Source organism: Nocardia macrotermitis (assembly GCF_009604405.1).
Taxonomy (GTDB): Bacteria; Actinomycetota; Actinomycetes; order Mycobacteriales; family Mycobacteriaceae; genus Nocardia; species Nocardia macrotermitis.
Genome location: NZ_WEGK01000004.1, coordinates 516,660 through 538,882, shown reverse-complemented (window position 1 = coordinate 538,882; position 22,223 = coordinate 516,660). Strand labels below are relative to the sequence as shown.

Here is a 22,223-nt window from a genome sequence, read left to right as displayed (position 1 = left end):
AGACTGGCGGGTCGGTTGAGACCGCCGTCACAAGCTCGACGTGCAAGGCATGGCAAGGAGGGAATCGGGAATGAACGAGGTTCTTGCCGTGCCGTTGCGAGCGGTCGGCGGGTTCTTCGAACTCACTGCCGCGGTGGCGAAGGCGACCGTGCGGCCGCCTTTTCAGCGTCGTGAATTCGTCGACCAGGCGTGGTTCATCGCCCGAGTTTCGATCCTGCCGACCCTGCTGGTCGCGATCCCGTTCACCGTGCTGGTGAGCTTCACGCTCAACATCCTGCTGCGCGAGATCGGCGCGGCCGACCTGTCCGGTGCGGGCGCCGCGTTCGGCACCGTCACCCAGGTCGGGCCGATCGTGACGGTGCTGATCGTCGCGGGGGCCGGCGCCACCGCGATATGCGCGGACCTGGGCGCACGCACCATTCGCGAGGAGATCGACGCGATGAAGGTGCTGGGTATCGATCCCATCCACCGGCTGGTGGTGCCGCGCGTACTGGCCTCGATGTTCGTCGCGGCGCTGCTGAACGGCCTGGTCTGCCTGATCGGCATCGGCGGCGGCTTCCTGTTCTCGGTCTTCCTGCAAGGGGTGAATCCGGGCGCGTTCGTCAACGGGATCACCCTGCTCACCCACCTGCCCGAACTCGTCATCGCCGAGGTCAAGGCGACCCTGTTCGGCCTGGCGGCCGGGCTGATGGCCTGCTACCTGGGGCTGAACGTGCGCGGCGGTCCCAAGAGCGTCGGTGACGCGGTGAATCAGACGGTGGTGTTCTCCTTCATGGTCCTGTTCGTTCTGAACGTGGTGGTCACCGCGGTCGGCATCAAGTTCACGGTGCGGTGAGGTCATGGCCTTCGTAATCCACGCCCGCTTCCCGCGTACTGTTCGACGGGTGCGCAGACTGTCCGACTCGCTCGACAGCGTCGGTCATCACGCGCTCTTCTACGCCGAATCACTGCGCGCGGTGCCCAAGGCGCTGATCAGCTACCGCACCGAGACCATTCGGCTGATCGCCGAAATCAGCATGGGCACGGGCGCTTTGGCCGTCATCGGCGGCACGGTCGTGATCGTCGGCTTCCTGACGTTGTTCGCCGGCGGCACCATCGCGGTGCAGGGCTACAGCTCGCTGGGCAATATCGGTGTCGAGGCGCTGACCGGATTCTTCGCCGCCTTCCTGAACGTTCGCATTGCGGCGCCGGTGATTTCGGGTATCGGCCTGGCCGCCACCATCGGCGCGGGCGCGACCGCGCAGCTGGGTGCGATGCGGGTGGCCGAGGAGATCGACGCGCTCGAATCGATGGCGATCCGCCCGGTGCCGTTCCTGGTCGGCACCCGCGTGCTGGCCGGGATGATCGCGATCGTGCCGCTGTACGCGCTGGCGGTGATCGCCTCGTTCGTCGCGAGTCGCTTTGCGACCGTGGTGATCTACGGGCAGTCGGCCGGTGTGTACGACCACTACTTCTCGACCTTCCTGATTCCCAGCGACATTCTGTGGTCGTTCGTGCAGGCGATCGTCATGGCGTTGTCGGTCATGATGATTCACACCTATTACGGCTATCACGCGACCGGCGGCCCGGTCGGTGTCGGCATCGCGGTCGGTAACGCGGTGCGTACCTCGCTGGTGGCGGTGGTGACGGTGACCCTGCTGGTCTCGCTGGCCATCTACGGCACCTCCGGCAATTTCCATCTCTCCGGGTAGGGCGGTATGGCGAGAAATACACTTGTCGAAAAGGAAAACGCCGGAAGGGTTTTCGGTGCCGGGTGGGGCGTCAAGCTGGCTGGTCTGGGCCTGGTGCTGAGCCTGGTGGCCATCGTCGCGCTCGCGTTGACGATGTTCGCGGGAGGTTTCCAGAGCACCGAGGCCGTCTACGTCGACTCTCCCCGGGCGGGCCTGGTCATGGACAAGGACGCCAAGGTCAAGATGCGCGGCGTGGATATCGGTACGGTGCAAGCCATTTCGTACACCGGCGAGGGTGCGCGGCTGAAATTGGCGATCGATCCCGATCAGCTGAAACTGGTGCCCTCGAATGCGGGCGTGGATATCCGATCCACCACCGTGTTCGGCGCCAAATACGTGAATTTCACTGTGCCGCAGAATCCTTCGTCCGATCATCTGCGACCGGGCACGACGCTGAGCGCGCAGCAGGTGACCGTCGAATTCAACACGCTGTTCCAACATCTGACCGAGGTGCTGGGCAAGGTCTCGCCGGAGAAGCTGAACGCCACGCTGACCGCGCTGGGCACCGCCCTGCAGGGCCGTGGTGACGAACTCGGACAGCTGCTGGTCAACAGCGATCAGTATCTGAAGGACATCAACCCGAGCATGCCGGACCTGCGCAGCGATCTGCGCACCAGCGTCCCGGTGACGAATCTGTACGCCGACGTCGCCCCGGATCTGCTGCACACCACCGACAACTTCGCGGTCACGAGCAAAACCCTGGTGGACCGCAAGAACGACCTGGACGCGGTGCTGCTCAACCTGATCGGCCTGGTGAACACCACCGAGCCGATCCTGAAGCAGAACCAGCAACCGCTGGTGACCGCGCTGGATCTGCTGCGTCCCACCACCGCGCTGCTGGGCGAGTACAGCCCCGCGCTGTACTGCATGGTGGTCGGCGTCGCCAACGCCGTCCCGGTGGCCAACCAGGTCTTCGGCGGCCTGGGCCCGTACGTGACGCTCAACGCCAGCTTCATGCCCGGCGGCACCCCGTACCAGTATCCGAAGGATCTCCCGAAGGTGAACGCCACCGGCGGACCGCGCTGCGACAACATCCTCGATCGCAAACCCGGCAGCCACTCCAACTACCTGGTCACCGACACCTCGCAGGGTGAGGTGTGGACCCCGTCGCTGAGTTCGCATCTGAACAACCCGAACACCAGCGTCTTCCAGCTGCTGTTCGCCGGAATGCCGGGGGTGCCGAAGCCGTGAGGTTCAAACCACGGGCCGTCTCGGTCAAACTCTCGATCTTCACCCTGGTGATGGTGCTGGTGCTGGCCCTGCTGGGCGTCATCTTCAGTCAGATGCGGTTCGCCAGCGAGACCGGGTATCACGCGGTGTTCACCAGTTCCTCGGGCATGCTGCCGGGATCCAAGGTGCGCATCGCGGGGGTGCCGGTCGGCTCGGTCAAGCGGGTCTACGTGGGCGGTGATCATCTCGCGCACGTCGATTTCGAGGTCGATCACCAGTACCACCTCTACGACAGCACCCAGGCCGCGATCCGCTACGAGAACCTCGTCGGCGACCGCTACCTGGAACTCATGGACGGTCCCGGCACCGCGAAGCAGATGTCCGACGGGGACACCATCGGCACCGACCGCACCAAACCCGCCCTCGATCTGGACATGCTGCTCGGCGGGATCAAACCGCTGCTGCGCGGCCTGGATCCGGCGCAGGTCAACGATCTGACCAACGCGCTGTTGCAGGTGTTCCAGGGGCAGGGCGGCACGCTGGTGGCGCTGCTGAACAGCTCCGGGTCGTTCGCCAAGACCCTCGCCGACCGGGACGCGCTGATCGGCAGCGTGATCAACAACCTGAACACGGTGCTGGGCACCATCGACTCCAAGAACAAGGATTTCGACGCCACGCTCACCGAGCTGCAACGCCTGATCGCCGGTCTGGCGCAGGATCGCGACCAGATCGGCGAGGCGCTGCCGCGGCTGGCCGGGGCGACCGGTGATCTGACCGGTCTGCTGCGCCAGGCCCGGCCCGATCTGAAGAACGATTTCGATCAGCTGGGCCGGTTGTCGAAGAATCTCGACGACCGCACCGACGACGTGCAATGGGTGCTCGATCGTTTGCCGGAGACCTACAAGAAGCTCGTGCGCCTGGGTTCCTACGGTTCGTTCCTGAACATGTACGTCTGCGGCACCAACTTCCTGATCGACGGCCCCGACGGCAAACCCATGCATGTCAACCTGCCCGGTTTGCAGACGACCGGAAGGTGTTCGGCCCAGTGAAAGAAGAACGCTCACCACTTCTGAACATCGGCATCGTCGGTGTGGTGCTCGCGGTGGCTATCGCGTTGTCCGCGTTGCAGTTCCAGCGGCTGCCCTTCATCCGTAGCGGTGCGGAGTTCAGTGCCTACTTCGGTGACGCGGGCGGTCTGCTGCCGGGTGATCCGGTGCAGGTGGCCGGGGTGCGGTCCGGACAGGTCGAGGACGTCACGCTGGCCGGGGCCAAGGTGAAGGTGCGGTTCAGCCTCGATGAGTCGATCGTGTTGGGGCGCAAGACATCCGCGGCGATCAAGACCAACACCGTGCTCGGTCGCAAATCGCTCGAGGTGACCCCGACCGGTGACGGCGTGCTGCGCCGCGACGACATCATCCCGCTCTCGCGCACCACCTCGCCGTACTCGCTCAACGACGCGCTCGGCGATCTGGCCTCGACCGTGCAGGGCCTGGACACCGATCAGGTGAACAAGACCCTCGACACGCTCTCGGCCGCGTTCGACAAGACGCCCGGACCGCTGCGTTCGGCGCTGGACGGGGTCACCGCGCTCTCCCGCAGCCTCAACACCCGCGACAAGGCCCTGACCGAACTGCTCTCGCACGCGCAGAACGTCACCAAGGTGCTCTCGGATCGCGCGAACCAGATCAACACCCTGCTGCTCAGCGGTAACGATCTGCTCGGTGAACTGAACGCCCGGCGCACCGCGCTGAGCCAGCTGATCGTCTACGTCAACGGCCTGGCCCAGCAGCTCACCGGCTTCGTCCAGGACAACGAGACCTCGCTGAAACCCGATCTGGACAACCTGAATTCGCTGCTGGGGCTGTTGCAGAAGAACAAGGACCAGCTGGGCAAGGCCCTGGACGCGCTCGGCCCGTACGCCGGTGCGCTCGGTGAACAGGTCGGCAGCGGTCCGTACTTCCAGGCGTACGTCTCCAACGCCACGAGTATGACGCTGCAACCGCTGGTCGACGCGCTGGTCTGGCCGCAGCACGTGCCGCAGTCGTTCCAGAACTACATCAACCATCCGCCGCTGAATGTCGGTCCCTCCATCCAGGAGCCTCCGCGATGAACGCTCTACAACAGGTGCGAAAGGTGCCCCGCTGGGTGCGTTACGTCGCCGCGGCCCTGGTCGTCGCCCTGGCGGCGTGGATCGGCTACGGCGCGGTGACCAATATCGGCAAGACGCACATCACCGCCTATTTCCCGACCACGACCGGCATCTACGCCGGTGACGGCGTGGAGATCCTCGGGGTCAAGGTCGGCAAGATCAACTCGATCGAACCGGGCAAGGACAACGTCAAGGTGACGATGACCGTCGACCGCGGCGTGGACATCCCCGCCGACGCGAAGGCCGTGATCATCGCGCCCTCGCTGATCTCGGCGCGTTTCATCCAGCTCGCGCCCGCCTACACCGGCGGGCCGAAGATGCACGACGACGCGACCATTCCGATCGAACGCACCGCGGTGCCGGTCGAATGGGACGACATCAAGGCCGAGCTGACCAAGCTGTCCAAGGCGCTGGGACCGATCGGCCAGGACAAGCAGGGCTCGTTCGGACGTTTCGTGAACACCGCCTCGGACAACCTCGCCAACGGCAACGCGCAGGCGTTCCGGGACACGCTGAAGGAGCTGTCCAGCACGCTGAGCACGTTGTCGGACGGGCGGACCGATCTGTTCGGGACGATCAAGAACTTGCAGCAGTTCGTCGACGTGCTGTCCAAGAGCGACGATCAGATCGTCCAGTTCGGCGGGCGGCTGGCCTCGGTGTCCTCGGTGCTGAACAACGTCTCGGGCGATCTCGGTGCGGGACTGGACAATCTGGACACCGCCGTCGCCGACATCCAGCGGTTCCTGAACGAACGCGGCCCGGCGTTGACCGAGAGCGTGCAGCGCCTCGCCGACGTCACCCAGCTGCTGGTGGACAAGAAGTCCGATATCGAGCGGGTGCTGCATTCGGGTCCGACCGCGCTGGCGAACTTCTACCAGATCTACAAGCCCGCGCAGGGCACGTTGACCGGCGCGGTGGTCGGCACCAACTTCGCCAACCCGTTCGCCTTCCTGTGCGGCGCGGTCGAGGGTCTGCAATCCGATGATTCGGACAAGACCGCCGCGCTCTGTAAGCAGTACGTCGCGCCGGTGATCCAGTCGCTGATGATGAATTACCCACCGGTGCTGTTGAATCCGGCGTCCGGGCAGGGTGCGTTCCCGAGCCAGCTGACCTACAGCACGCCGGATCTGGCCAAGCGGGTGAACACCCATCCCGACGCCGCGCCCGCCGCGGCGCCGGTCGCCACGCCCCCGGTCGTGGTTCCGAAAGGTATTGCCGGACTTCTTATTCCGGGAGGTGGGCACTGATGAGCCGGGGTAGTACACGCAGGCGGCTCGCGGGTGCGGCCATCGGACTGGTGGTGGCGCTGGGCGTCACGGGCTGTCAGTGGGACGGGCTCAACACGCTGCCGATGCCGGGCGCCGCAGGTACCGGCGACGGCGCGTGGCAGGTGCGCATCCAGATGCCGAATGTGACCACGCTGACCCGCAATTCGCCGGTGATGGTGGACGATGTCACGGTCGGCACGGTCAAGAACATCGAGGTGCAGGGCTGGCACGCGCTGGTCACCGTCAGCCTCGAACGCGGAGTTCACCTGCCCGCCAACGCCATCGCGCGGATCGGGCAGACCAGCCTGCTGGGCAGCAACCACGTCGAGCTGGCCGCGCCGCCGTCGAATCCGCAGGGGGAGTTGAAGAACGGCGATGTGATCCCGCTCGATCGGGCCGGTGACTATCCGACCACCGAGCAGACGCTGTCCTCACTGTCGGTGGTGCTCAACGGCGGCGGTATCTCGCAGCTGGAGACGATCACCACCGAGCTGAACAAGACGTTCCACGGGCGCGCCGACTCGATCCGGGATCTGTTGCCGCAGTTGAAACAACTGACCGGCACGCTGGATCAGCAGACCCAGGACATCATCGCCGCGATGAGCGGGCTGGATCGCGTCTCGGGGGTGTTCGCCCAGCAGAAGGATCAGGTCACCACCGCGATCACCAAGATCCACCCGGCGTTGACCGTGCTCGCCGATCGTCGCCAGAACCTCACCAAAACCCTTGTGGCACTGGGTAATCTGAGCGACGTCGTACAGCAGATCATCGAGCAGGGCGGGGCGAGCCTGAAGGCGGATCTGGCGAACCTCGGCCCGGCGCTGAAATCGCTGGCCGACACCGGCGGCAAACTGGCCGATTCGTTGCAGATCCTGCTGACCTTCCCGTTCCCGATGAAGAACCTCGACAAGGCGCTCAAGGGCGACTACCTGAATCTGCTGATGACGGTGGATCTGACCGGCGCGCGCGTCGATTCGAACTTCCTCACCGGCACCCCGCTGGGTGGGCGGTTCGGCGGCGTCGAGGGCGCGCTGGGCACCATCGCCCCGCAGACCGCGCAGGGTAAGGGCGATCCGGTGCACGGACCGTTGCAGACCCAGCCGAAGCCGCAGACGGCCGCGCCGACGCCGAGTATCCCCGGGCTGCCCGCGATTCCGGGGCTGCCCGCCATTCCGGGGATCACCGTTCCCGGCCCGTCGCAAGGAGGCGGCCGGTGAAACTCACCAAGTTCGTCCGCACCCAGCTGGTCATCTTCGCGGTGCTGACCCTGGTCGGCCTGCTGGTGATGGCCGGGAGCTACGTGCACCTGCCCGCCATGTTCGGCATCGGCCGGTACGGGGTGACGGTGAAGCTGACCGCGACCGGCGGGCTGTACCCGACCGCCAACGTCGCCTATCGCGGCACCAATATCGGCAAGGTCGACAGCGTCGTGCTGACCCCGCAGGGGGTGGACGCGAAACTGTCCATCCAGAGCGGGTTCAAGGTGCCCGGCGATGTCGAGGCGTACGTCAAGAGCGTGTCGGCGATCGGTGAGCAGTACGTCGATCTGGTGCCCGCGGAGAATCCGAAGGGCGGCAATCTGGCCGACGGTTCGGTGATTCCGGAGGATCGCACCAAGCTGCCGCAGGACGTCGGTGCGATGCTGGATCAGGCCGACCGGCTGCTGTCCACGGTCGCGGACACCAAGTTGCGCGAGTTGATCGATGACGCGTTCACCGCGTTCAACGGTGCGGGCCCGGACCTGCAGAAGTTCATCGACTCCGCGTCGCTGCTGGTGCAGGAGGCGCAGAAGAACACCGGGCCGACCAAGGATCTGCTGCGCAAGATCGGCCCGCTGCTGGACACCCAGAACCGTTCCGCGGATTCGGTCCGCACCTGGACCCACGATCTGGTCGCGGTGACCGATCAACTGCGCCAACACGATCCGTCGCTGAACCAGTTGTTGCAGCGCACGCCGGGGGCCGCGCAGCAGGTCAGCAAGACCTTCCAGGACCTGCAACCCACGTTGCCGATCCTGCTGTCGAATCTGGTGAGCACCGGGCAGGTCGGGGTCACGTACCACGCCGGTATCGAACAGATCCTGGTGATCTACCCGCAGATGATCTCCGCGTTGCTGACCGTGGTGCGCGGGCCCGCCGAATACGGCGCGATGGTCGACTTCATGCTCGGCATCAACGATCCGCCCGGCTGCATCACCGGCTTCCTGCCGCCGAGTCAGCGCCGCTCGCCCGCGCTGCAGGACACTCCGGACACGCCGGGCAATCTGTACTGCAAGGTGCCGCAGAACGCCAAGGAGGCCGTGCGCGGTATCCGCAACACGCCGTGTCAGGACGTGCCCGGTAAGCGCGCCCCGACCCCGGAGCTGTGCCACGACCCGCGCGGTTACGTGCCCGAGGGCAACAATCCGCCGTTCGGCGCCCCGCAGCCGGTGGACAATTCCGGTGCGCCGCTGCCGAATTCGGCGTCGAAGCCCGGAACCGTCCATCCGGCCGCATTCGAGAACAGGAGTTACGACCCGGCAACCGGAACCTTCACCGGCCCCGACGGACGCACCTATCGGGAGGGGGACGTCAAGCCCGGAGGTTCGGGCACGGTACCGTCCGGGTGGCAGGCGATGCTCGAGGAGCAACAACGATGAGCGAAACCACACCCCCAACACCCCCCACATCAGGCGCCACGGGACGAGTCCGGCGGCGCGCGAGTCGCCCGGCCGGTTCCGCGGGGCCGCAGGATTCCGTGCCGATGGACGTGGTACCCGAGCCGGAGACCACGGCGGCGGGGAAGCGCGCCGTGGCCGACGTCGGCGCGAAGTCCGCGACCTCCGGCGAATCTTCGGCGAAATCCGTTGCGGCCGAAGATAATGCGACGGCGAAGCTGCGGAGGACCGGCGTCGATCAGGGCAGCGATGCCGGTGCCGGGCCGAATGATGCCGCTGCTGATCCGACGGTGAAGCTGGGTAAGGCAGCCGCTGCGGACCCGGTCGACGCGCCGGAGGGTGAGGATGAGCTCGGTGCCGAGGGCGACGGGTTCTGGAGTTCGATGCGGCCACTGGAGTGGGTCGTAGTGGCGGTGGCGGTGCTCGCGCTGCTCGGGTTGGCCGGGGGCGGCGGGGTGTACTTCTATCACCAGTCGCACGCCGACGCGCTGGCCTCGGAGCGCGGCGAATATCTCCAGACCGCCAAGCAGGCCATTCTGAATCTCACCAACATCAAGGACGACACCGCCTCGCAGGACATCGACCGGGTGCTGTCGGTGGCGTCGGGCGATCTCAAGGCCGAGTACTCCCAGCGCAAGGACGCCTATGCGCAGGTGGTCAAGGAGGCCAAGGTCAAGGCCAGCGGTGAGGTGATCGAGGCCGCGATCGAGAGTCAGCAGGACGATTCGGCGCAGGTGCTCGTCGCGGCCAAGCAGACCCTCACCAATGCGGGCGATTCGCAGCCGCAGGACCGGTACTACCGGTTCCGGGTGACCGTGAACCGCGGTGACGGCGGCGTCACCGCGTCGAAGGTGGAGTTCGTGGCATGACATCGCGAGAGAAGCGTCTTCCGATCCTGAGCGTCATCGCCGGTGTGCTGGTGGTCGCGGCCGTGGCCGTCGGGGCCTTCGCCGGATACCGGTTCTGGAACGACCGTCAGGCCGAACAGGCGCGCACCGCATCGGTGGATGCCGCGCGTCGCACGGTGGCGGCCATGTTCACCTACGATTTCAACACCGTCGACACCCAGTTGCCCAAGGCCGCGGACTCGCTGACGCCGACGTTCAAGGGCGACTACCTGAAGCTGATCAACGCGGCCATCGCCCCGGGCGCCAAGCAGAAGCAACTCACGGTGCAGGCCACCACGCAGGCGGCCGGCGTGGTGTCCGCCGACCGCTCACACGCGGTGGTGCTGCTCTACCTGAACGAGGTGACGACCAGCGCGGCCTCCCCGCAGGGCACCGTCACCCCCAGCCGGGTCCGGGTGTCGCTGGAGAAGGACGGCGGCCGCTGGCTGGTCGGTGAGGTCACGCCGGTCTGAGATTCGTTCCGCCGCAATCGGATCGAGTCCCGGGATCCGGCGCGGATCGCTCCGGGCGAATCCCGGGTGGTCGCGATTCGCCGGTGTCCGAGGGGGTTCGGTCGATCCGATCACGGAAAACGTTGTCAGCGACCGGGATCCAGGTCGGCGTCGGTCAGCAGCGCGCTACCGGCCACCTGTCCCTGCGCCAACGCGTCGAGAAACGCTCTGGCCCAACGGTCCACGTCGTGTGCGAGCACCTGACGACGTAGCGCGCGCATCCGCCGCCGACGGGTATCGGCGTTGTCGGTGAGCGCGGCCATGATGGCATCCTTCACACTGTCCAGATCGTGTGGGTTGCACAGGTACGCCTGCCGCAATTCGGCTGCCGCGCCGGTGAATTCGCTCAACACCAACGCGCCGTTGAGCCCGCTGTGACTGGCCACGTACTCCTTGGCGACCAGATTCATCCCGTCGCGCAACGGCGTCACCAGCATCGCGTCGGCGGCCACGAAGAACGCGAGCAGCTCCTCGCGCGGAATCGGCCGGTGCAGATAGTGCACGACCGGATAACCCACCCGCGCGAATTCACCGTTGATGCGGCCGACCTGACGCTCGATATCCCCACGCATCCGGATGTAGCTCTGCACCCGCTCCCGGCTCGGCGTCGCCAGCTGCACCATCACCGTATCGGCCGGATCGATCCGGCCCTCGCGCAACAACTCCTCGAGCGCGGCCAGGCGGATGTCGATGCCCTTGGTGTAATCGAGCCGATCCACGCCCAGCAGAATGTGTTTCGGGTTCCCGAGTTCGGACCGGATCTGCGCGGCCCGCTCCCGCACCGAACGTCGCCGGGACTGCTCGTCCAGTTCGGCCGAGGCGATCGAGATCGGGAATGCGCCGACCCGCACGGTGCGGAAACCCACCTGCACCACACCGAGTTTCGAGCGCACGCCGACCGTGCCGCGTGAAGTCGGTTGTCCGGCAAGGCGTTTGGCCAGGTACAGGAAGTTCTGCGCGCCGCCGGGCAGGTGGAAGCCGATCAGGTCCGCCCCCAGCAGACCCTCGATGATCTCGGTCCGCCACGGCATCTGCATGAACAGTTCCACCGGCGGGAACGGGATGTGCAGGAAGAAACCGATCGTCACGTCCGGGCGCAGCATCCGGAGCATCTTGGGCACCAGTTGCAGCTGGTAATCCTGCACCCAGACCGTCGCCCCCTCGGCGGCCACCTTCGCGGTGTACTCCGCGAAACGCCGATTGACCTCGACGTACGCGCTCCACCAGTGCCGTCGGTACTCCGGCCGCACGATCACGTCGTGATACAGCGGCCACAGTGTGCCGTTGGAGAACCCCTCGTAGTAGTCCGCGACCTCGGTCGCGGTCAGCGGCACCGGATGCAGTTCCAGGCCGTCCTCGATGATCGGGTCCAGGTCCACGTCGGGGACTCCGGCCCAGCCCACCCAGGCCCCATTGTTGTTGCGCAACACCGGTTCCAGTGCGGTGACCAGTCCGCCGGGGCTGCGCTTCCAGCGCGTCGTACCGTCGGGCAGCTGCTGCAAATCCACCGGCAGCCGGTTGGCGACCACGACGAATCCGGAGCCCGCGCCGTGTGGGGCGCTCGCGGGCGATTGGTCCCCCGCGTCCGATCTTCGCTGATCCGACGGGTTTGCGCTCATCTGGTCCATTACTGGAACCTCCGGTTTGCCGCGGGCCGGGAGAGCCCTGTGGAGTTGTAGTCGCGGGTCGGAGCGGTTATTCGCCCCGGCCGCCGGGAGCGATGCCGAGCATGGACAACAGCATCCGGCATTCGTCCGCATCTTCAGCGTAGGCGGCGACGACCCGCTGGGCCTGTCGAGCCGTCTCGTCGGCGAGCGGCTCCAGATCGTCGTCCGCGATGTCGTTGGCGCCCTTCGCGGCCATCCTCGTGTCCTCTCGGCTGTGGGTTGAGTTCTCACGGTTGCGAGATGTCAATGGTATCGGTCGTGGGAATGGGTGCGGTTCGGCCCAACCCTGAAACGGGGAGGTTCGGGATGGCTATACCGTGGGAAGACAGTAGTGGGAAGTGTGAACAGGAAGGGTTTGGAACATCATGCCGTTGGCCACGGTGAACGGAATCGCACTGAACTATCAGGTGAAGGGGGACAAGGCCAAGGGCAGCGATATCAAGGGCGCGGCCCCGCTGGTCGTCCTGGTCATGGGGACCGGAAGCCCGGGGCGGGTGTGGGAGCTGCATCAGGTGCCCGCACTGGTCGCGGCCGGATATCGGGTGTGCACCTTCGACAATCGCGGTATCGCGCCGTCGTACGAGGCCGCCTCCGGGATGACGATCGAGGAGTTGGTGCGCGATACCGCCGCGCTGATCGAGTTCCTGGACGAGGGCCCGGTGCTGTTGGCCGGGACGTCGATGGGTGCGCGGGTGTCGCAGGAACTCGCGCTGGCCCGCCCCGATCTGGTGCGCAAGGCGGTCTTCCTGGCCGGGCACGGGCGGCTGGACCAGTTCCAGAAGACGTTGTCGCTGGGTGAGCACGAACTCGACGCCAGCGGGGTGAAGCTGCCGCCTAAGTACGAGGCCGCGCTGACCGCTGTGATGAATCTTTCACCCGCGACCCTCGCCGATACCAACGCGGCGCGGGACTGGTTGGATCTGTTCGAGTTCACCGGCGGACCGGTCCCGGCCGGCATCCGGGCGCAGCGCGCGATGGATCACGATTTCGACCGGTTGCAGGCGTATCGCGGGATCAAGGTGCCGTGCCTGTCGGTCGGATTCGCCGACGACCGGATGATCCCGCCCTACTTGGCACGCGAGGTCGCGCAGGTCATCCCGGCCGCGCGGTATCAGGAGATCCCGGACGCCGGGCACTACGGCTATCTGGAACGTCCCGACGCGGTGAACAAGGTGCTGCTGGAGTTCTTCGGCGGCTGAGGGCCGTCACCGGCCCTGAAGAGGTAACGGCCCGACGGTAACGCCGGTCTTGCTAGGGTCGACATTACGTACGGGGGTCGCCCGGGCGACCGTCGACGTTTCGTACCCATAGCGCATTCCCAACACACACAGCGCCAGTATCAGTGAGGTGAGATGAGCACCAACCCCTTCGATGACGAAGACGGACGCTTCTTCGTTCTGGTCAACGACGAGGAGCAGCATTCCCTCTGGCCGGCTTTCGCGGAGGTCCCCGCCGGGTGGCGGGTCGTGTTCGGTGAGGACAGCCGGGCCGCCTGCGTCGAGTACGTCGAGAAGAACTGGACCGACATGCGTCCCAAGAGCCTGCGCGACGCGATGGCCGCCGACGACGCGGCCCGCCAGGTCACCAAGTCCTGACCCGCTAGTTTCGCATGGGCACGACCGGCGACCGCATGCCCGCCATGCGGTCGCCCACCCCTGCCCACCTCCCCTTTTCCCCCAAAGCCATCCCCCCGGTTATGATGGCTCCGCTTTTCCCGCCTCCTTAGCTCAGTGGTAGAGCACTCGCCTTGTAAGCGAAAGGTCGTCAGTTCAATCCTGACAGGGGGCTCATACAGCTCTGACCTGCTTGATCAGGTCAGAGCTTTTTTCGTCGAGCGAGCGCAGTTCTCGGCTTTCCTCATCTGGTGAATGAACTCATGAGGTAGGTGTCAGGCGCCCGCGCCGCCGTCTACGGGGATTATCGCGCCGGTGATCATGGCGGCGCGGTTGCTCAGGAGCCAGGCTGCGGGTTCGGCTACTTCTCGGGGGGTTGCCATGCGGCCCAAGGGGATCGAGGTGGTTATGTGGGCCTTGATGCCGGGGGTGGCGGATTCCCAGGTTTCGATCATTTCGGTGGCGGTGCCGCCGGGGGTGAGGGCGTTGACGCGGATGTTGTCGGGGGCCCAGGTGACAGCGGCGGTTTCGGTGAGGCTGTTGAGGGCTCGTTTCATGGCGCCGTAGGCGGGGAGGGCGGGGTTGGCGCGGCGGCTGCCGATGCTGGAGGTGTTGACGATCGCGCCGCCGCCGGTGCGGCGCATCAGGGCGGCTTCGGCGGTCATGGCGGTCCAGTGGGCGCGGAAGTTGACGGTGAACTGTTGGTCGATGTCGGCGTCGCTGGTGGTGTCGAGCGGGCCGGGCTGCTGGATGGCGGCGGCGTTGTTGAACGCGCCGTCCAGGCGGCCGTACAGTTCGTCGACGCGGTCCAGAGCCGCGCGGATGGTGTCGCGGTCGGCGAGGTCGACGGTGACGGCGTGGGCGTCGCCGCCGTCGGCGCGGATGTCGGTGACGAGGCGTTCGAGGGCGTCGGTGCTGCGGGCGGCCAGTACGACGGCCGCGCCTTCGTGTGCGAACAGCTTGGCCGCGGCCGCGCCGATGCCCCGGCTCGCGCCGGTGATGAAGACGACCTTGCCGGTCAGCAGGCCCGAGGTGATGATCTCCGTGTTGGTCATGGTGACAGTGTCGGGTCGGTGCGCGCACCGGATTCAGGTACAGCTGGTACCAGGATCCGCGGCCGCGCGAGGGGCACACTCGGGGTATGGACAGAGCTGAACTCGGGGCGTTTCTGCGCAGTCGGCGCGAGCGGTTGCGGCCGCAGGACGTCGGCCTGCCCACCGGCCCGCGACGTCGCACACCCGGCCTGCGCCGCGAGGAGGTCGCGGTGCTGGCGCACATCTCCACCGAGTACTACGTGCGGCTCGAGCAGGGCCGGGCCCCGCGTCCGTCGAGCGAGGTGCTCGCCGGGATCGCGGGCGCGCTGCGGCTCACCGACGCCGAATCCGATCACCTGCACGTGCTTGCGGGCAGTGCGCCGAACCGGACCGGACGGCATCGCCGCGACGTGCGCCCCAGCATCCTGGCCCTGCTCGAAAGATTGCCGCAGACAGCGGCTTTCGTGACCTCCGCGATCTTCGACGTACTCGCCTGGAACGATCTCGCGGCCGCCCTCATGGAGGATTTCGGCCGCCTCGACGAACGCGACCGCAACCTCGCCCGTCGTGCCTTCCTCACGCCCACACGGGACGGGCATCCGCTGTACGGCGTCTCCGACGCGACCGAATTCCGCCAGCACGTGGTGATGACGTTGCGCTCCACCCTCGCCCGCTACCCGTCCGATCCGGCGGTGATCGAACTGATCGGCGAACTGCGTTCCGGCAGTACCGAATTCGACCGTCTGTGGCAGCGTCACGACATCCAGTCCGCATCGGTTCTCACCAAAACCTTCGAACATCCGGCGGTCGGCAGGATCACCGTGGACTGCGATTCCCTCGCCCTCACCGACCGCGACCAGAACCTCGTCCTCTACAGCGCGCCGCCGGGCTCACGCGACGCGGAAGCGCTGGCGTTGCTGAACGTCCTCGGCGTAGATGCCGCCGACTACCGGCAGTAACCACCTGAACATCGGTCGGCGCTTGCCGGAACAGCGTTTCCGGTGTCTGTCGAACAGAGCCCAAGGTGTTGTCGGAGCAGAGCCCAAGGTAGTTGTCGGAAAAGAACTTTCAGCGTTCACCGGAACAGAGTCCTGGGTGGTAGACGGAACTGAGCTTTCGATGTCTCCGGGAACAGCGCCCTCGGCATGAACCGAAACACAACCCTCGGCATCTCCCGAAAACGCTCAGTTCTTACGAGCGACCCCGGCCCAACACCCGGCCTCGGCATCCCGCCATTCGGGCAGCTCCGCTTCGGTCCGCCACCGATGCACGCCGACAACACCGGGATCCAGCAGCTCGTAACCATCGAACAGACTGGTGACCTCGTCGCGGTTGCGGTTCTGCGCGTGCACGCCGCTGGCACGGTAGGTGGCCAGGGCGCGGCGCATGGTTTCGGGGGCGAAATCGGCGGTGATATGCGAGATGACCAGGTAGGAGCCGGGTGCCAGGGCGTTCATGAGGGTGTCGACGATGCCGCGCGGATCCTGTTCGTCGCGGATGAAGTGCAGGACGGCGATCAGACTGACCGCGACCGGTTCGTCGAGATCCAGGGTTTCGGCGAAGGCCGGAGCCGAAAGGATGGCCTGCGGATCGGTGGCGTCGGCGTCGATGTAGGCGACCTTGCCCTCGGGCGTGCTGGTCATCAGGGCGTGGGCGTAGGCCAGGACCAGCGGGTCGTTGTCGACGTACACCACGCGCGCGGCGGGATCGAGTTCCTGCGCGGTCTGGTGCAGATTCGGCTCGGTCGGGATGCCGGCGCCGATATCGAGGAACTGCCGGATACCCAGGTCACTCAACGTGCGCACCGCGCGAGTCATGAAGGCGCGGTTGTGATGGACGCCCGAGGCCACGGTCGGCCACACCTCGAGGATCTTGGCCGCGGCCTCGCGATCGACCTCGTAATTGTCCTTGCCGCCGAGGAAATAGTCGTAGATGCGCGCGCTACTGGGTTTCGTCGGATCAACGACCCGCTTGTTCGTCGTCACTCGATCTCACGGTCGGCAGGACTCGCTGCGCGGAGTGGATTTCCATCGGCTGCAATGCAATTCGCATGATAGTACGCCGCGGGGCCGATTGTGCGGGGAACGGTCCGGGGATGCGTCGACCGGGGGCGGTCGGACACGTGCCGCGCCCCGCCCGCGCCCCTGGCAATTTCCGGCGATCGTACATGTATTCCCTTTCATGGGAACGATTCTCACGGGTGAAAATACGTGCGACATATCCGCCGACATCCTTTAGCGTCGGTGTCCGCACCCATTCGGGGGCAAGTCGATGGGAGGAATCCAGGCAATGAAGTTCGGAAAGATCACCGCTGTCGTATTCATGGCGATCGCGGCTACCGGAATCGCCGCGGCCACCGCCAACGGGCAGCCCACGGTGGCGGCGCCGCAGCAGCAACCGGCACCGGCCGTGGTGAACAACGCGACCTCCGGCGTCGATCACGGAGTCGCTTATCACACAACGGTTTCCAAGCAGGACAGGGCCACCACGACCACGGTGCGGAACGGTCGATTCGAGGTCGCCGGAAACGGCCACGTGGTGCTGCATGCCGCGGACGGCACGACATTGGCCGATGTGCCGCAGACCTATCAACTCGGCGGTCGTGCCCTTCCGATCGCCCGCACCATCGCCGCGGACGGTAAAACCCTCACGCTGACGCCGAAGCCGAGCGCCGAAGACGTCGCGGTATTGAAGAACATCGCCTACGAACATCTCCGCGACGAGATCATCAAGAACGGCGTCGGCATCATTCTCGGTGTGATTGTCGGCGGATTTGTCGGCGCATTGCTCGGATTCGGATTCCTTTCCCTGATCACCGCGCCCATCGGCTGGGTCATCGGCGGCATCGCCGGTGGATACCTCCAGGGCGGACAGGAATTCCTGGACGCGGTGCAGGGCGCGGCCCGAGGCCACTGACGGCTCGGTACGAGCGAATTGCACGGTGCGCGAACACTTCCGGTGTTCGCGCACCGTCGTGTGCGGAAGCGGCGCGCCGATTCGTGTGACGGGATCCACCCGGATGTCGTCGGCTCGCGCCGCACGGCCTCCAGCGTGTCGCCCGCGGCCCGACGTGCGAACATCGCCCCCGCTCGCGGCAGGTTCTGAGCGGAACCGTAGATCCTTCCCAGGAAACTCCCAGGCAACGTTCAGCCGGTTACGCGGTCGGCGGGGGACGATGTCCCCCATGAATGGTGTGCCAGCGGATCGGGTGCCCGAGGCCAGGATTCTGGTCGTCGACGATGAGCCCATGATCGTCGAACTGCTGTCGGTGAGCCTGCGCTACCAGGGGTTCGAGGTGACATCGGCGGCCAACGGGGCCGAGGGGCTGGACAAGGCCAAGACCTTCCGGCCCGACGCGCTGATCGTCGATGTGATGATGCCGGGCATGGACGGTTTCGGGCTGCTGCGGCGGCTGCGCGCCGACGGCATCGAGGCCCCGGTGCTGTTCCTGACCGCGCGCGACGAGGTGGAGGACAAGGTCACCGGGCTGACGCTCGGCGCGGACGACTACGTCACCAAGCCGTTCAGCCTGGAGGAGGTCGTCGCGCGACTGCGGGTCATCCTGCGACGTTCCGGGCACGCCGTCGAGGAACGCAAATCCTCGCGAATCCGGTTCGAGGACATCGAATTGGACGACGACACGCACGAGGTGTGGAAGGCGGGGGAGCCGGTGTCGCTGTCCCCGACCGAATTCACGCTGCTGCGTTATTTCATGGTGAATGCGGGCACGGTGCTGAGTAAGCCGCGCATTCTCGATCACGTGTGGCGCTACGACTTCGGCGGTGAGGTCGGGGTGGTCGAGACCTACGTCTCCTACCTGCGCAAGAAGGTCGATACCGGCCCGGATCAGCTGATTCACACGCTGCGCGGGGTCGGTTATGTGATGCGGTCGCCGAGTCGACGGAATTCCTCGGCGAAATGAGCGTCCGCCGCGTCCCCCGCACCGGAGGTTTTCGGCCATAAACGACAGTGGATCGGATGACGCCGCAGGTTCGGCCGGGGTGCAGAATACGGGTACGGCCGGTCGCGTCGCGAGATTTCGCGATGCGGTGACACGTCGCGCGGCGGCGGTGCCGTTGCGCGTGACATTGGTTGTGGCACTGGTGATTCTGGCCGGGTTGGGCCTGATCATCTCGGGTGTGGTCGTCACCTCGGTCATGCAACGCGTCGTACTCGGCGGTGTGGACCGGCAGCTGTTCGACGCCGCGCACATCTGGGCGCGTCCGGACGCGCATCTGCCCAGCCGCCTGCCGCCGATGTTCTACGTGCGCACCACGAATGCGCAGGGCGTGGTCGAATTGCGTTCCGCCCCTTCGGCGGCCGTGCCCGATCTGCCGTCCGATCTGGACAGTCATCCGCGCACGGTCGGTTCGGTCGGCAAGCCGTCGGATCGTTGGCGGGCACTGGAAGTCGTGCATCCGGACGGTGTCAGTGTGGTCGCGGTGCATCTGGACCAGGGCAAGAACATCGTCGATCGGTTGATCGTCCTGCAGATCGTGGTCGGGGCGGCGGTGCTGGTGGTGCTCGCGGCCGTCGCGCAATTGGTGATCCGCCGCAGTCTGCGGCCGTTGCGGGAGGTGGAGAAGACCGCGTCCGCGATCGCGGGCGGTGATCTGCATCGACGAGTTCCGGTGCGCGGCAACAGCACCGAGGTCGATCTGCTGTCCCAGTCGTTGAACAGCATGCTCGCGCAGATCCAGCAGGCGTTCGCGGCCACCGAGGCGTCGGAGGAGGGGGCGCGGCGTTCGGAGGCGAAGATGCGGCGGTTCGTCGCCGACGCCAGTCACGAACTGCGCACGCCGCTGACGACGATCCAGGGTTTCGCCGAGCTGTATCGGCAAGGGGCCGTTCCGGAGCCGGAACTGCTGATGGACCGGATCGAGCGCGAGTCCAAGCGGATGGGTCTGCTGGTGGAGGATCTGCTGATGCTGGCGCGGCTGGACGCACAGCGCCCGCTGGAGCGGCGGCCGGTGGATCTGCTGGCGATCGGGAGCGACACCGTGCACAATCTGCGCGCGCTCGACGCGACCAAGCATCCGGACGGTCCGCCGCGGCCCATCGATCTCGAAATCCGTTCCGGTGAGGGAACTCTGGAGGTTTCCGGGGATGAGGCGCGGTTGCGTCAGGTGCTGGGCAATCTGGCCGGGAACGCGCTCGTGCACACCCCTGCCGGAACCGCGGTGACCGTTCGGCTGACGCCGGCCGAGCACGAGGTGCTGATGGAGGTCGTCGACACCGGACCCGGGTTGCCGCCCGCGGAGGCCGAGCGCATCTTCGAGCGCTTCTACCGCACCGACACCTCGCGCAGCCGGGACAGCGGCGGCACCGGACTCGGGTTGTCGATCGTGCAGGCGCTGGTCGCCTCGCACGGCGGCACGGTGTCGGTGGACAGTGTCCTCGGCGAGGGGACCACGTTCACGGTCCGGTTGCCGCGCGAGGCGCCTTGAGTTCGGTGTGTGGCATCCACGCCGCGAATTCGGTTCGGGGCGTTCGGGATTCGGTTGTGGGTCAGTCCGGGACGTTCGCGCCGTAACCCAGATCGCGCAGGGCCTGCTTGATCTTGGCCTGCGCCTCGTCGAGGGATTCCTTGCTGGGCTCGGGGTCCGCGCCGGAGATGTTGAAATCGCCGAGTTCGAAGGCCGGGAACACGTGCAGGTGCAGGTGCGGGACCTCGAGTCCGGCGATCAGCAGCCCCGCGCGGGGTGCGCCCCAGGCTGCGCGCACGGCCTTCCCGATCTTCTGCGCGACCGTGTTGATCCGGGCGAACGCCTCGGGTTCGAGGTCCTGCCACTGATCGATCTCCTGGCGCGGCACCACCAGTGTGTGCCCCTGGGTGATCGGGTTGATCGTGAGGAACGCGACGAATTCCTCGTCCTCCCAGACGAACCGTCCGGGCAGCTGACCGGCGATGATCGCGCTGAAAACAGAAGCCATGGTCTGCATTCTGCCCTGTCCGGTGCGGCGGTGTGGTCTTCGGCCGGAGCTGCACACACCGGTCGGTCTCGACTGCGGCGAGTCGAGCTGCGGCACGCGGGTACCCGGCGAATACCTGCGAAGGGCGATTCGGCGGTCACCTAAGCTGTGCTGCGTGCGCGTACTCGTCATCGGTTCCGGAGCTCGTGAACACGCCTTGGTAGTGGCCCTGCGCCGGGATCCGGGGGTGAGCGCGGTCTGCGCCGCGCCCGGCAACCCCGGAATCGCGCAGCAGGCCGATGTGCGGCCGGTCGATCCGGCCAGCGCGGAGGCCGTGGTCGCGCTGGCCGCCGACTATGCCGCCGATCTGGTGGTGATCGGTCCCGAGGTGCCGCTGGTGCTGGGCATCGCCGACGCGGTGCGCGCGGCCGGGATCGCCTGCTTCGGGCCGTCCGCCGCGGCCGCGCGGATCGAGGGTTCCAAGGCGTTCGCCAAGGATGTGATGGCCGCGGCCGGTGTGCGTACCGCGCACAGCGAGATCGTGGATCATCCCGGCGAACTCGACGCCGCGCTGGACCGGTTCGGCCCGACCTGGGTGGTCAAGGACGACGGGCTGGCCGCAGGTAAGGGCGTGGTGGTCACCGCCGAGCGGTCCGCGGCCCGCGATCACGCCGCCGAACTGCTCGAGCAGGGGCATCCGGTGCTGCTGGAATCCTTCCTGGACGGGCCCGAGGTGTCGCTGTTCTGTCTGGTCGACGGCGAGACGGTGGTGCCGCTGCTGCCCGCGCAGGATCACAAGCGGGTCGGCGACGGCGATATCGGACCCAATACCGGCGGCATGGGCGCGTACACGCCGCTGCCGTGGCTGCCCGCCGAGGCGGTCGCCGAGATCGTCGAGACAGTCGTGAAACCCGTTGCGGCCGAGATGGTTCGGCGTGAGGTGCCGTTCTCGGGCCTGCTCTACGCCGGGCTCGCGATGGGGCAGGCCGGACCCGCGGTGGTCGAATTCAACTGCCGCTTCGGCGATCCCGAGACCCAGGCGGTGCTGGCGCTGCTGGACAGCCCGCTCGGTGCGCTGCTGAACGCCACTGCCACCGGCGCTCTCGCCGATGTCGAGCCGCCGCGCTGGCAGGACGGCGCGGCGATCACCGTCGTGCTGGCCGCGGAGAACTACCCGGGCCGCCCCCGCAACGGTGACGTGATCACCGGTACCGGCCCCGAATCCGCCGAGCCGAATACCGAAGTGCTGCATGCCGGTACGGCCCTGCGCGAGGACGGCGCACTGATCTCCGCCGGCGGCCGCGTCCTGAACGTCGTCGCGACCGGTGCCGACCTCACCGAGGCCCGCACCCGCGCCTACGCCCGCATCGCCGCGATCAAGCTGGCGGGCAGCCACTTCCGCACCGACATCGCGTTGGGAGCTGTCGAGAACCGCATCGCCATCCCCTCGGCCTGAGCGATCCGCGATCTCGGGCGGTCCAGTCGCGTCATTCGGTGCGCCCGAAGGTGATTCGAGGGTGTCGATGTGCTCGTCCGGGTGTCTGTCGGGCCATCTGGGTCGGTTGTGTGATTGCGCGCGTTCGAAAGGCTCATGCCGGGCGAGTGGCGCTGTGGCGTGCTGCTC

22 protein-coding genes and 1 tRNA gene are annotated in these 22,223 nt (G+C 66.6%); 18 read left to right on the top strand and 5 right to left on the bottom strand.

Annotated elements, in window-relative coordinates; genetic code table 11:
* Positions 1-70 precede the first annotated feature (70 nt).
* From NRB20_RS12450 to NRB20_RS12405, 10 genes are all read left to right on the top strand, one after another.
* On the top strand, positions 71-835 hold the full coding sequence (locus NRB20_RS12450; protein WP_040818015.1) for an MlaE family ABC transporter permease: 765 nt from the start codon (positions 71-73) through the stop codon (positions 833-835).
* Positions 836-839: 4 nt separating this feature from the next.
* Positions 840-1,691: an MlaE family ABC transporter permease gene (locus tag NRB20_RS12445; RefSeq protein WP_153410182.1), complete on the top strand. Its 852-nt coding sequence runs from the start codon at positions 840-842 to the stop codon at positions 1,689-1,691.
* A gap of 6 nt (positions 1,692-1,697) precedes the next feature.
* The gene (locus NRB20_RS12440) at positions 1,698-2,921 is read left to right on the top strand and encodes an MCE family protein (RefSeq protein ID WP_153410181.1); all 1,224 of its coding nucleotides are present in this window, start codon (positions 1,698-1,700) and stop codon (positions 2,919-2,921) included.
* Positions 2,918-3,949 carry an MCE family protein gene (locus NRB20_RS12435; RefSeq protein WP_319944810.1) on the top strand — a complete coding sequence of 344 codons (1,032 nt, stop codon included), beginning with the start codon at positions 2,918-2,920 and terminating at the stop codon, positions 3,947-3,949. Before NRB20_RS12440 ends, NRB20_RS12435 begins: the two co-directional genes overlap by 4 nt.
* Positions 3,946-5,010, top strand: a complete 1,065-nt coding sequence (locus tag NRB20_RS12430; protein ID WP_319944809.1) for an MCE family protein — start codon at positions 3,946-3,948, stop codon at positions 5,008-5,010. Before NRB20_RS12435 ends, NRB20_RS12430 begins: the two co-directional genes overlap by 4 nt.
* Positions 5,007-6,296, top strand: a complete 1,290-nt coding sequence (locus NRB20_RS12425) for an MCE family protein (protein ID WP_153410180.1) — start codon at positions 5,007-5,009, stop codon at positions 6,294-6,296. The genes NRB20_RS12430 and NRB20_RS12425 overlap by 4 nt, the downstream gene beginning before the upstream one ends.
* Entirely contained in the window at positions 6,296-7,534 is a 1,239-nt protein-coding gene (locus NRB20_RS12420; RefSeq protein ID WP_153410179.1) for an MCE family protein, read from the top strand. Before NRB20_RS12425 ends, NRB20_RS12420 begins: the two co-directional genes overlap by 1 nt.
* Positions 7,531-8,955, top strand: coding sequence for an MCE family protein (locus tag NRB20_RS12415; protein ID WP_319944808.1), 1,425 nt, complete (start codon positions 7,531-7,533; stop codon positions 8,953-8,955). The genes NRB20_RS12420 and NRB20_RS12415 overlap by 4 nt, the downstream gene beginning before the upstream one ends.
* Positions 8,956-9,059: 104 nt before the next feature.
* Complete coding sequence (locus NRB20_RS12410) at positions 9,060-9,842, top strand: hypothetical protein (RefSeq protein ID WP_153410178.1); 783 nt, start codon at positions 9,060-9,062, stop codon at positions 9,840-9,842.
* Positions 9,839-10,333, top strand: a complete 495-nt coding sequence (locus NRB20_RS12405) for a h domain protein (RefSeq protein ID WP_153410177.1) — start codon at positions 9,839-9,841, stop codon at positions 10,331-10,333. The genes NRB20_RS12410 and NRB20_RS12405 overlap by 4 nt, the downstream gene beginning before the upstream one ends.
* A gap of 125 nt (positions 10,334-10,458) precedes the next feature.
* On the opposite strand, the gene NRB20_RS12400 is transcribed toward NRB20_RS12405, so the two are convergent.
* Together NRB20_RS12400 and NRB20_RS37530 are read right to left on the bottom strand one after the other, a co-directional pair.
* Entirely contained in the window at positions 10,459-11,991 is a 1,533-nt protein-coding gene (locus tag NRB20_RS12400; RefSeq protein WP_406603817.1) for an alpha,alpha-trehalose-phosphate synthase (UDP-forming), read from the bottom strand.
* 76 nt (positions 11,992-12,067) lie between these two features.
* Positions 12,068-12,235, bottom strand: coding sequence for a hypothetical protein (locus tag NRB20_RS37530; protein ID WP_169541807.1), 168 nt, complete (start codon positions 12,233-12,235; stop codon positions 12,068-12,070).
* 169 nt (positions 12,236-12,404) lie between these two features.
* Here NRB20_RS37530 and NRB20_RS12395 point away from each other — a divergent pair, with 169 nt between their 5' ends.
* The 3 genes from NRB20_RS12395 to NRB20_RS12385 all read left to right on the top strand — a co-directional run bounded on the left by NRB20_RS12395 (position 12,405) and on the right by NRB20_RS12385 (position 13,827).
* On the top strand, positions 12,405-13,238 hold the full coding sequence (locus tag NRB20_RS12395) for an alpha/beta fold hydrolase (RefSeq protein WP_153410175.1): 834 nt from the start codon (positions 12,405-12,407) through the stop codon (positions 13,236-13,238).
* 153 nt (positions 13,239-13,391) lie between these two features.
* On the top strand, positions 13,392-13,634 hold the full coding sequence (locus NRB20_RS12390; RefSeq protein ID WP_153410174.1) for an MbtH family protein: 243 nt from the start codon (positions 13,392-13,394) through the stop codon (positions 13,632-13,634).
* A gap of 121 nt (positions 13,635-13,755) precedes the next feature.
* Positions 13,756-13,827 (top strand) — tRNA-Thr (locus NRB20_RS12385).
* A gap of 100 nt (positions 13,828-13,927) precedes the next feature.
* Here NRB20_RS12385 and NRB20_RS12380 read toward each other — a convergent pair.
* A complete protein-coding gene (locus NRB20_RS12380) occupies positions 13,928-14,707 on the bottom strand; it encodes an SDR family NAD(P)-dependent oxidoreductase (protein WP_153410173.1) in 780 nt (259 codons plus the stop codon).
* An 86-nt stretch (positions 14,708-14,793) separates the two neighbouring features.
* Between NRB20_RS12380 and NRB20_RS12375 the strand changes: the two genes are divergently transcribed.
* Positions 14,794-15,645, top strand: coding sequence for a helix-turn-helix transcriptional regulator (locus NRB20_RS12375; protein ID WP_153410172.1), 852 nt, complete (start codon positions 14,794-14,796; stop codon positions 15,643-15,645).
* A gap of 225 nt (positions 15,646-15,870) precedes the next feature.
* Here NRB20_RS12375 and NRB20_RS12370 read toward each other — a convergent pair whose 3' ends face one another.
* Positions 15,871-16,671 (bottom strand): SAM-dependent methyltransferase, encoded by an 801-nt coding sequence (locus NRB20_RS12370; protein WP_319944807.1) that lies wholly within the window; start codon positions 16,669-16,671, stop codon positions 15,871-15,873.
* A 304-nt stretch (positions 16,672-16,975) separates the two neighbouring features.
* Here NRB20_RS12370 and NRB20_RS12365 point away from each other — a divergent pair, with 304 nt between their 5' ends.
* From NRB20_RS12365 to NRB20_RS12355, 3 genes are all read left to right on the top strand, one after another.
* A complete protein-coding gene (locus NRB20_RS12365; protein ID WP_153410171.1) occupies positions 16,976-17,602 on the top strand; it encodes a hypothetical protein in 627 nt (208 codons plus the stop codon).
* Positions 17,603-17,870: 268 nt separating this feature from the next.
* Entirely contained in the window at positions 17,871-18,608 is a 738-nt protein-coding gene (locus tag NRB20_RS12360) for a response regulator transcription factor (RefSeq protein ID WP_194289815.1), read from the top strand.
* Between the two features lie 148 nt (positions 18,609-18,756).
* Positions 18,757-20,133, top strand: a complete 1,377-nt coding sequence (locus NRB20_RS12355; RefSeq protein WP_319944836.1) for a sensor histidine kinase — start codon at positions 18,757-18,759, stop codon at positions 20,131-20,133.
* Positions 20,134-20,194: 61 nt separating this feature from the next.
* Here NRB20_RS12355 and NRB20_RS12350 read toward each other — a convergent pair whose 3' ends face one another.
* Complete coding sequence (locus tag NRB20_RS12350) at positions 20,195-20,620, bottom strand: HIT family protein (RefSeq protein WP_153410169.1); 426 nt, start codon at positions 20,618-20,620, stop codon at positions 20,195-20,197.
* Between the two features lie 154 nt (positions 20,621-20,774).
* On the opposite strand from NRB20_RS12350, the gene purD reads away from it, so the two are divergent.
* A complete protein-coding gene (purD, locus tag NRB20_RS12345; RefSeq protein ID WP_319944806.1) occupies positions 20,775-22,055 on the top strand; it encodes a phosphoribosylamine--glycine ligase in 1,281 nt (426 codons plus the stop codon).
* Positions 22,056-22,223 lie beyond the last annotated feature (168 nt).

Excerpts from the sequence above, each read along its gene's own strand:
- NRB20_RS12445 (WP_153410182.1), top strand. The coding sequence starts at position 840 with ATGGCCTTCGTAATCCACGCCCGCTTCCCGCGTACTGTTCGACGGGTG.
- NRB20_RS12360 (WP_194289815.1), top strand. The coding sequence starts at position 17,871 with ATGAATGGTGTGCCAGCGGATCGGGTGCCCGAGGCCAGGATTCTGGTC.
- NRB20_RS12405 (WP_153410177.1), top strand. The coding sequence starts at position 9,839 with ATGACATCGCGAGAGAAGCGTCTTCCGATCCTGAGCGTCATCGCCGGT.
- NRB20_RS12390 (WP_153410174.1), top strand. The coding sequence starts at position 13,392 with ATGAGCACCAACCCCTTCGATGACGAAGACGGACGCTTCTTCGTTCTG.
- NRB20_RS12425 (WP_153410180.1), top strand. The coding sequence starts at position 5,007 with ATGAACGCTCTACAACAGGTGCGAAAGGTGCCCCGCTGGGTGCGTTAC.
- NRB20_RS12365 (WP_153410171.1), top strand. The coding sequence starts at position 16,976 with ATGAAGTTCGGAAAGATCACCGCTGTCGTATTCATGGCGATCGCGGCT.
- NRB20_RS12395 (WP_153410175.1), top strand. The coding sequence starts at position 12,405 with ATGCCGTTGGCCACGGTGAACGGAATCGCACTGAACTATCAGGTGAAG.
- NRB20_RS37530 (WP_169541807.1), bottom strand. The coding sequence starts at position 12,235 with ATGGCCGCGAAGGGCGCCAACGACATCGCGGACGACGATCTGGAGCCG.
- NRB20_RS12350 (WP_153410169.1), bottom strand. The coding sequence starts at position 20,620 with ATGGCTTCTGTTTTCAGCGCGATCATCGCCGGTCAGCTGCCCGGACGG.
- NRB20_RS12450 (WP_040818015.1), top strand. The coding sequence starts at position 71 with ATGAACGAGGTTCTTGCCGTGCCGTTGCGAGCGGTCGGCGGGTTCTTC.
- NRB20_RS12420 (WP_153410179.1), top strand. The coding sequence starts at position 6,296 with ATGAGCCGGGGTAGTACACGCAGGCGGCTCGCGGGTGCGGCCATCGGA.
- NRB20_RS12440 (WP_153410181.1), top strand. The coding sequence starts at position 1,698 with ATGGCGAGAAATACACTTGTCGAAAAGGAAAACGCCGGAAGGGTTTTC.
- NRB20_RS12410 (WP_153410178.1), top strand. The coding sequence starts at position 9,060 with ATGGACGTGGTACCCGAGCCGGAGACCACGGCGGCGGGGAAGCGCGCC.
- NRB20_RS12375 (WP_153410172.1), top strand. The coding sequence starts at position 14,794 with ATGGACAGAGCTGAACTCGGGGCGTTTCTGCGCAGTCGGCGCGAGCGG.
- NRB20_RS12400 (WP_406603817.1), bottom strand. The coding sequence starts at position 11,991 with ATGAGCGCAAACCCGTCGGATCAGCGAAGATCGGACGCGGGGGACCAA.
- NRB20_RS12380 (WP_153410173.1), bottom strand. The coding sequence starts at position 14,707 with ATGACCAACACGGAGATCATCACCTCGGGCCTGCTGACCGGCAAGGTC.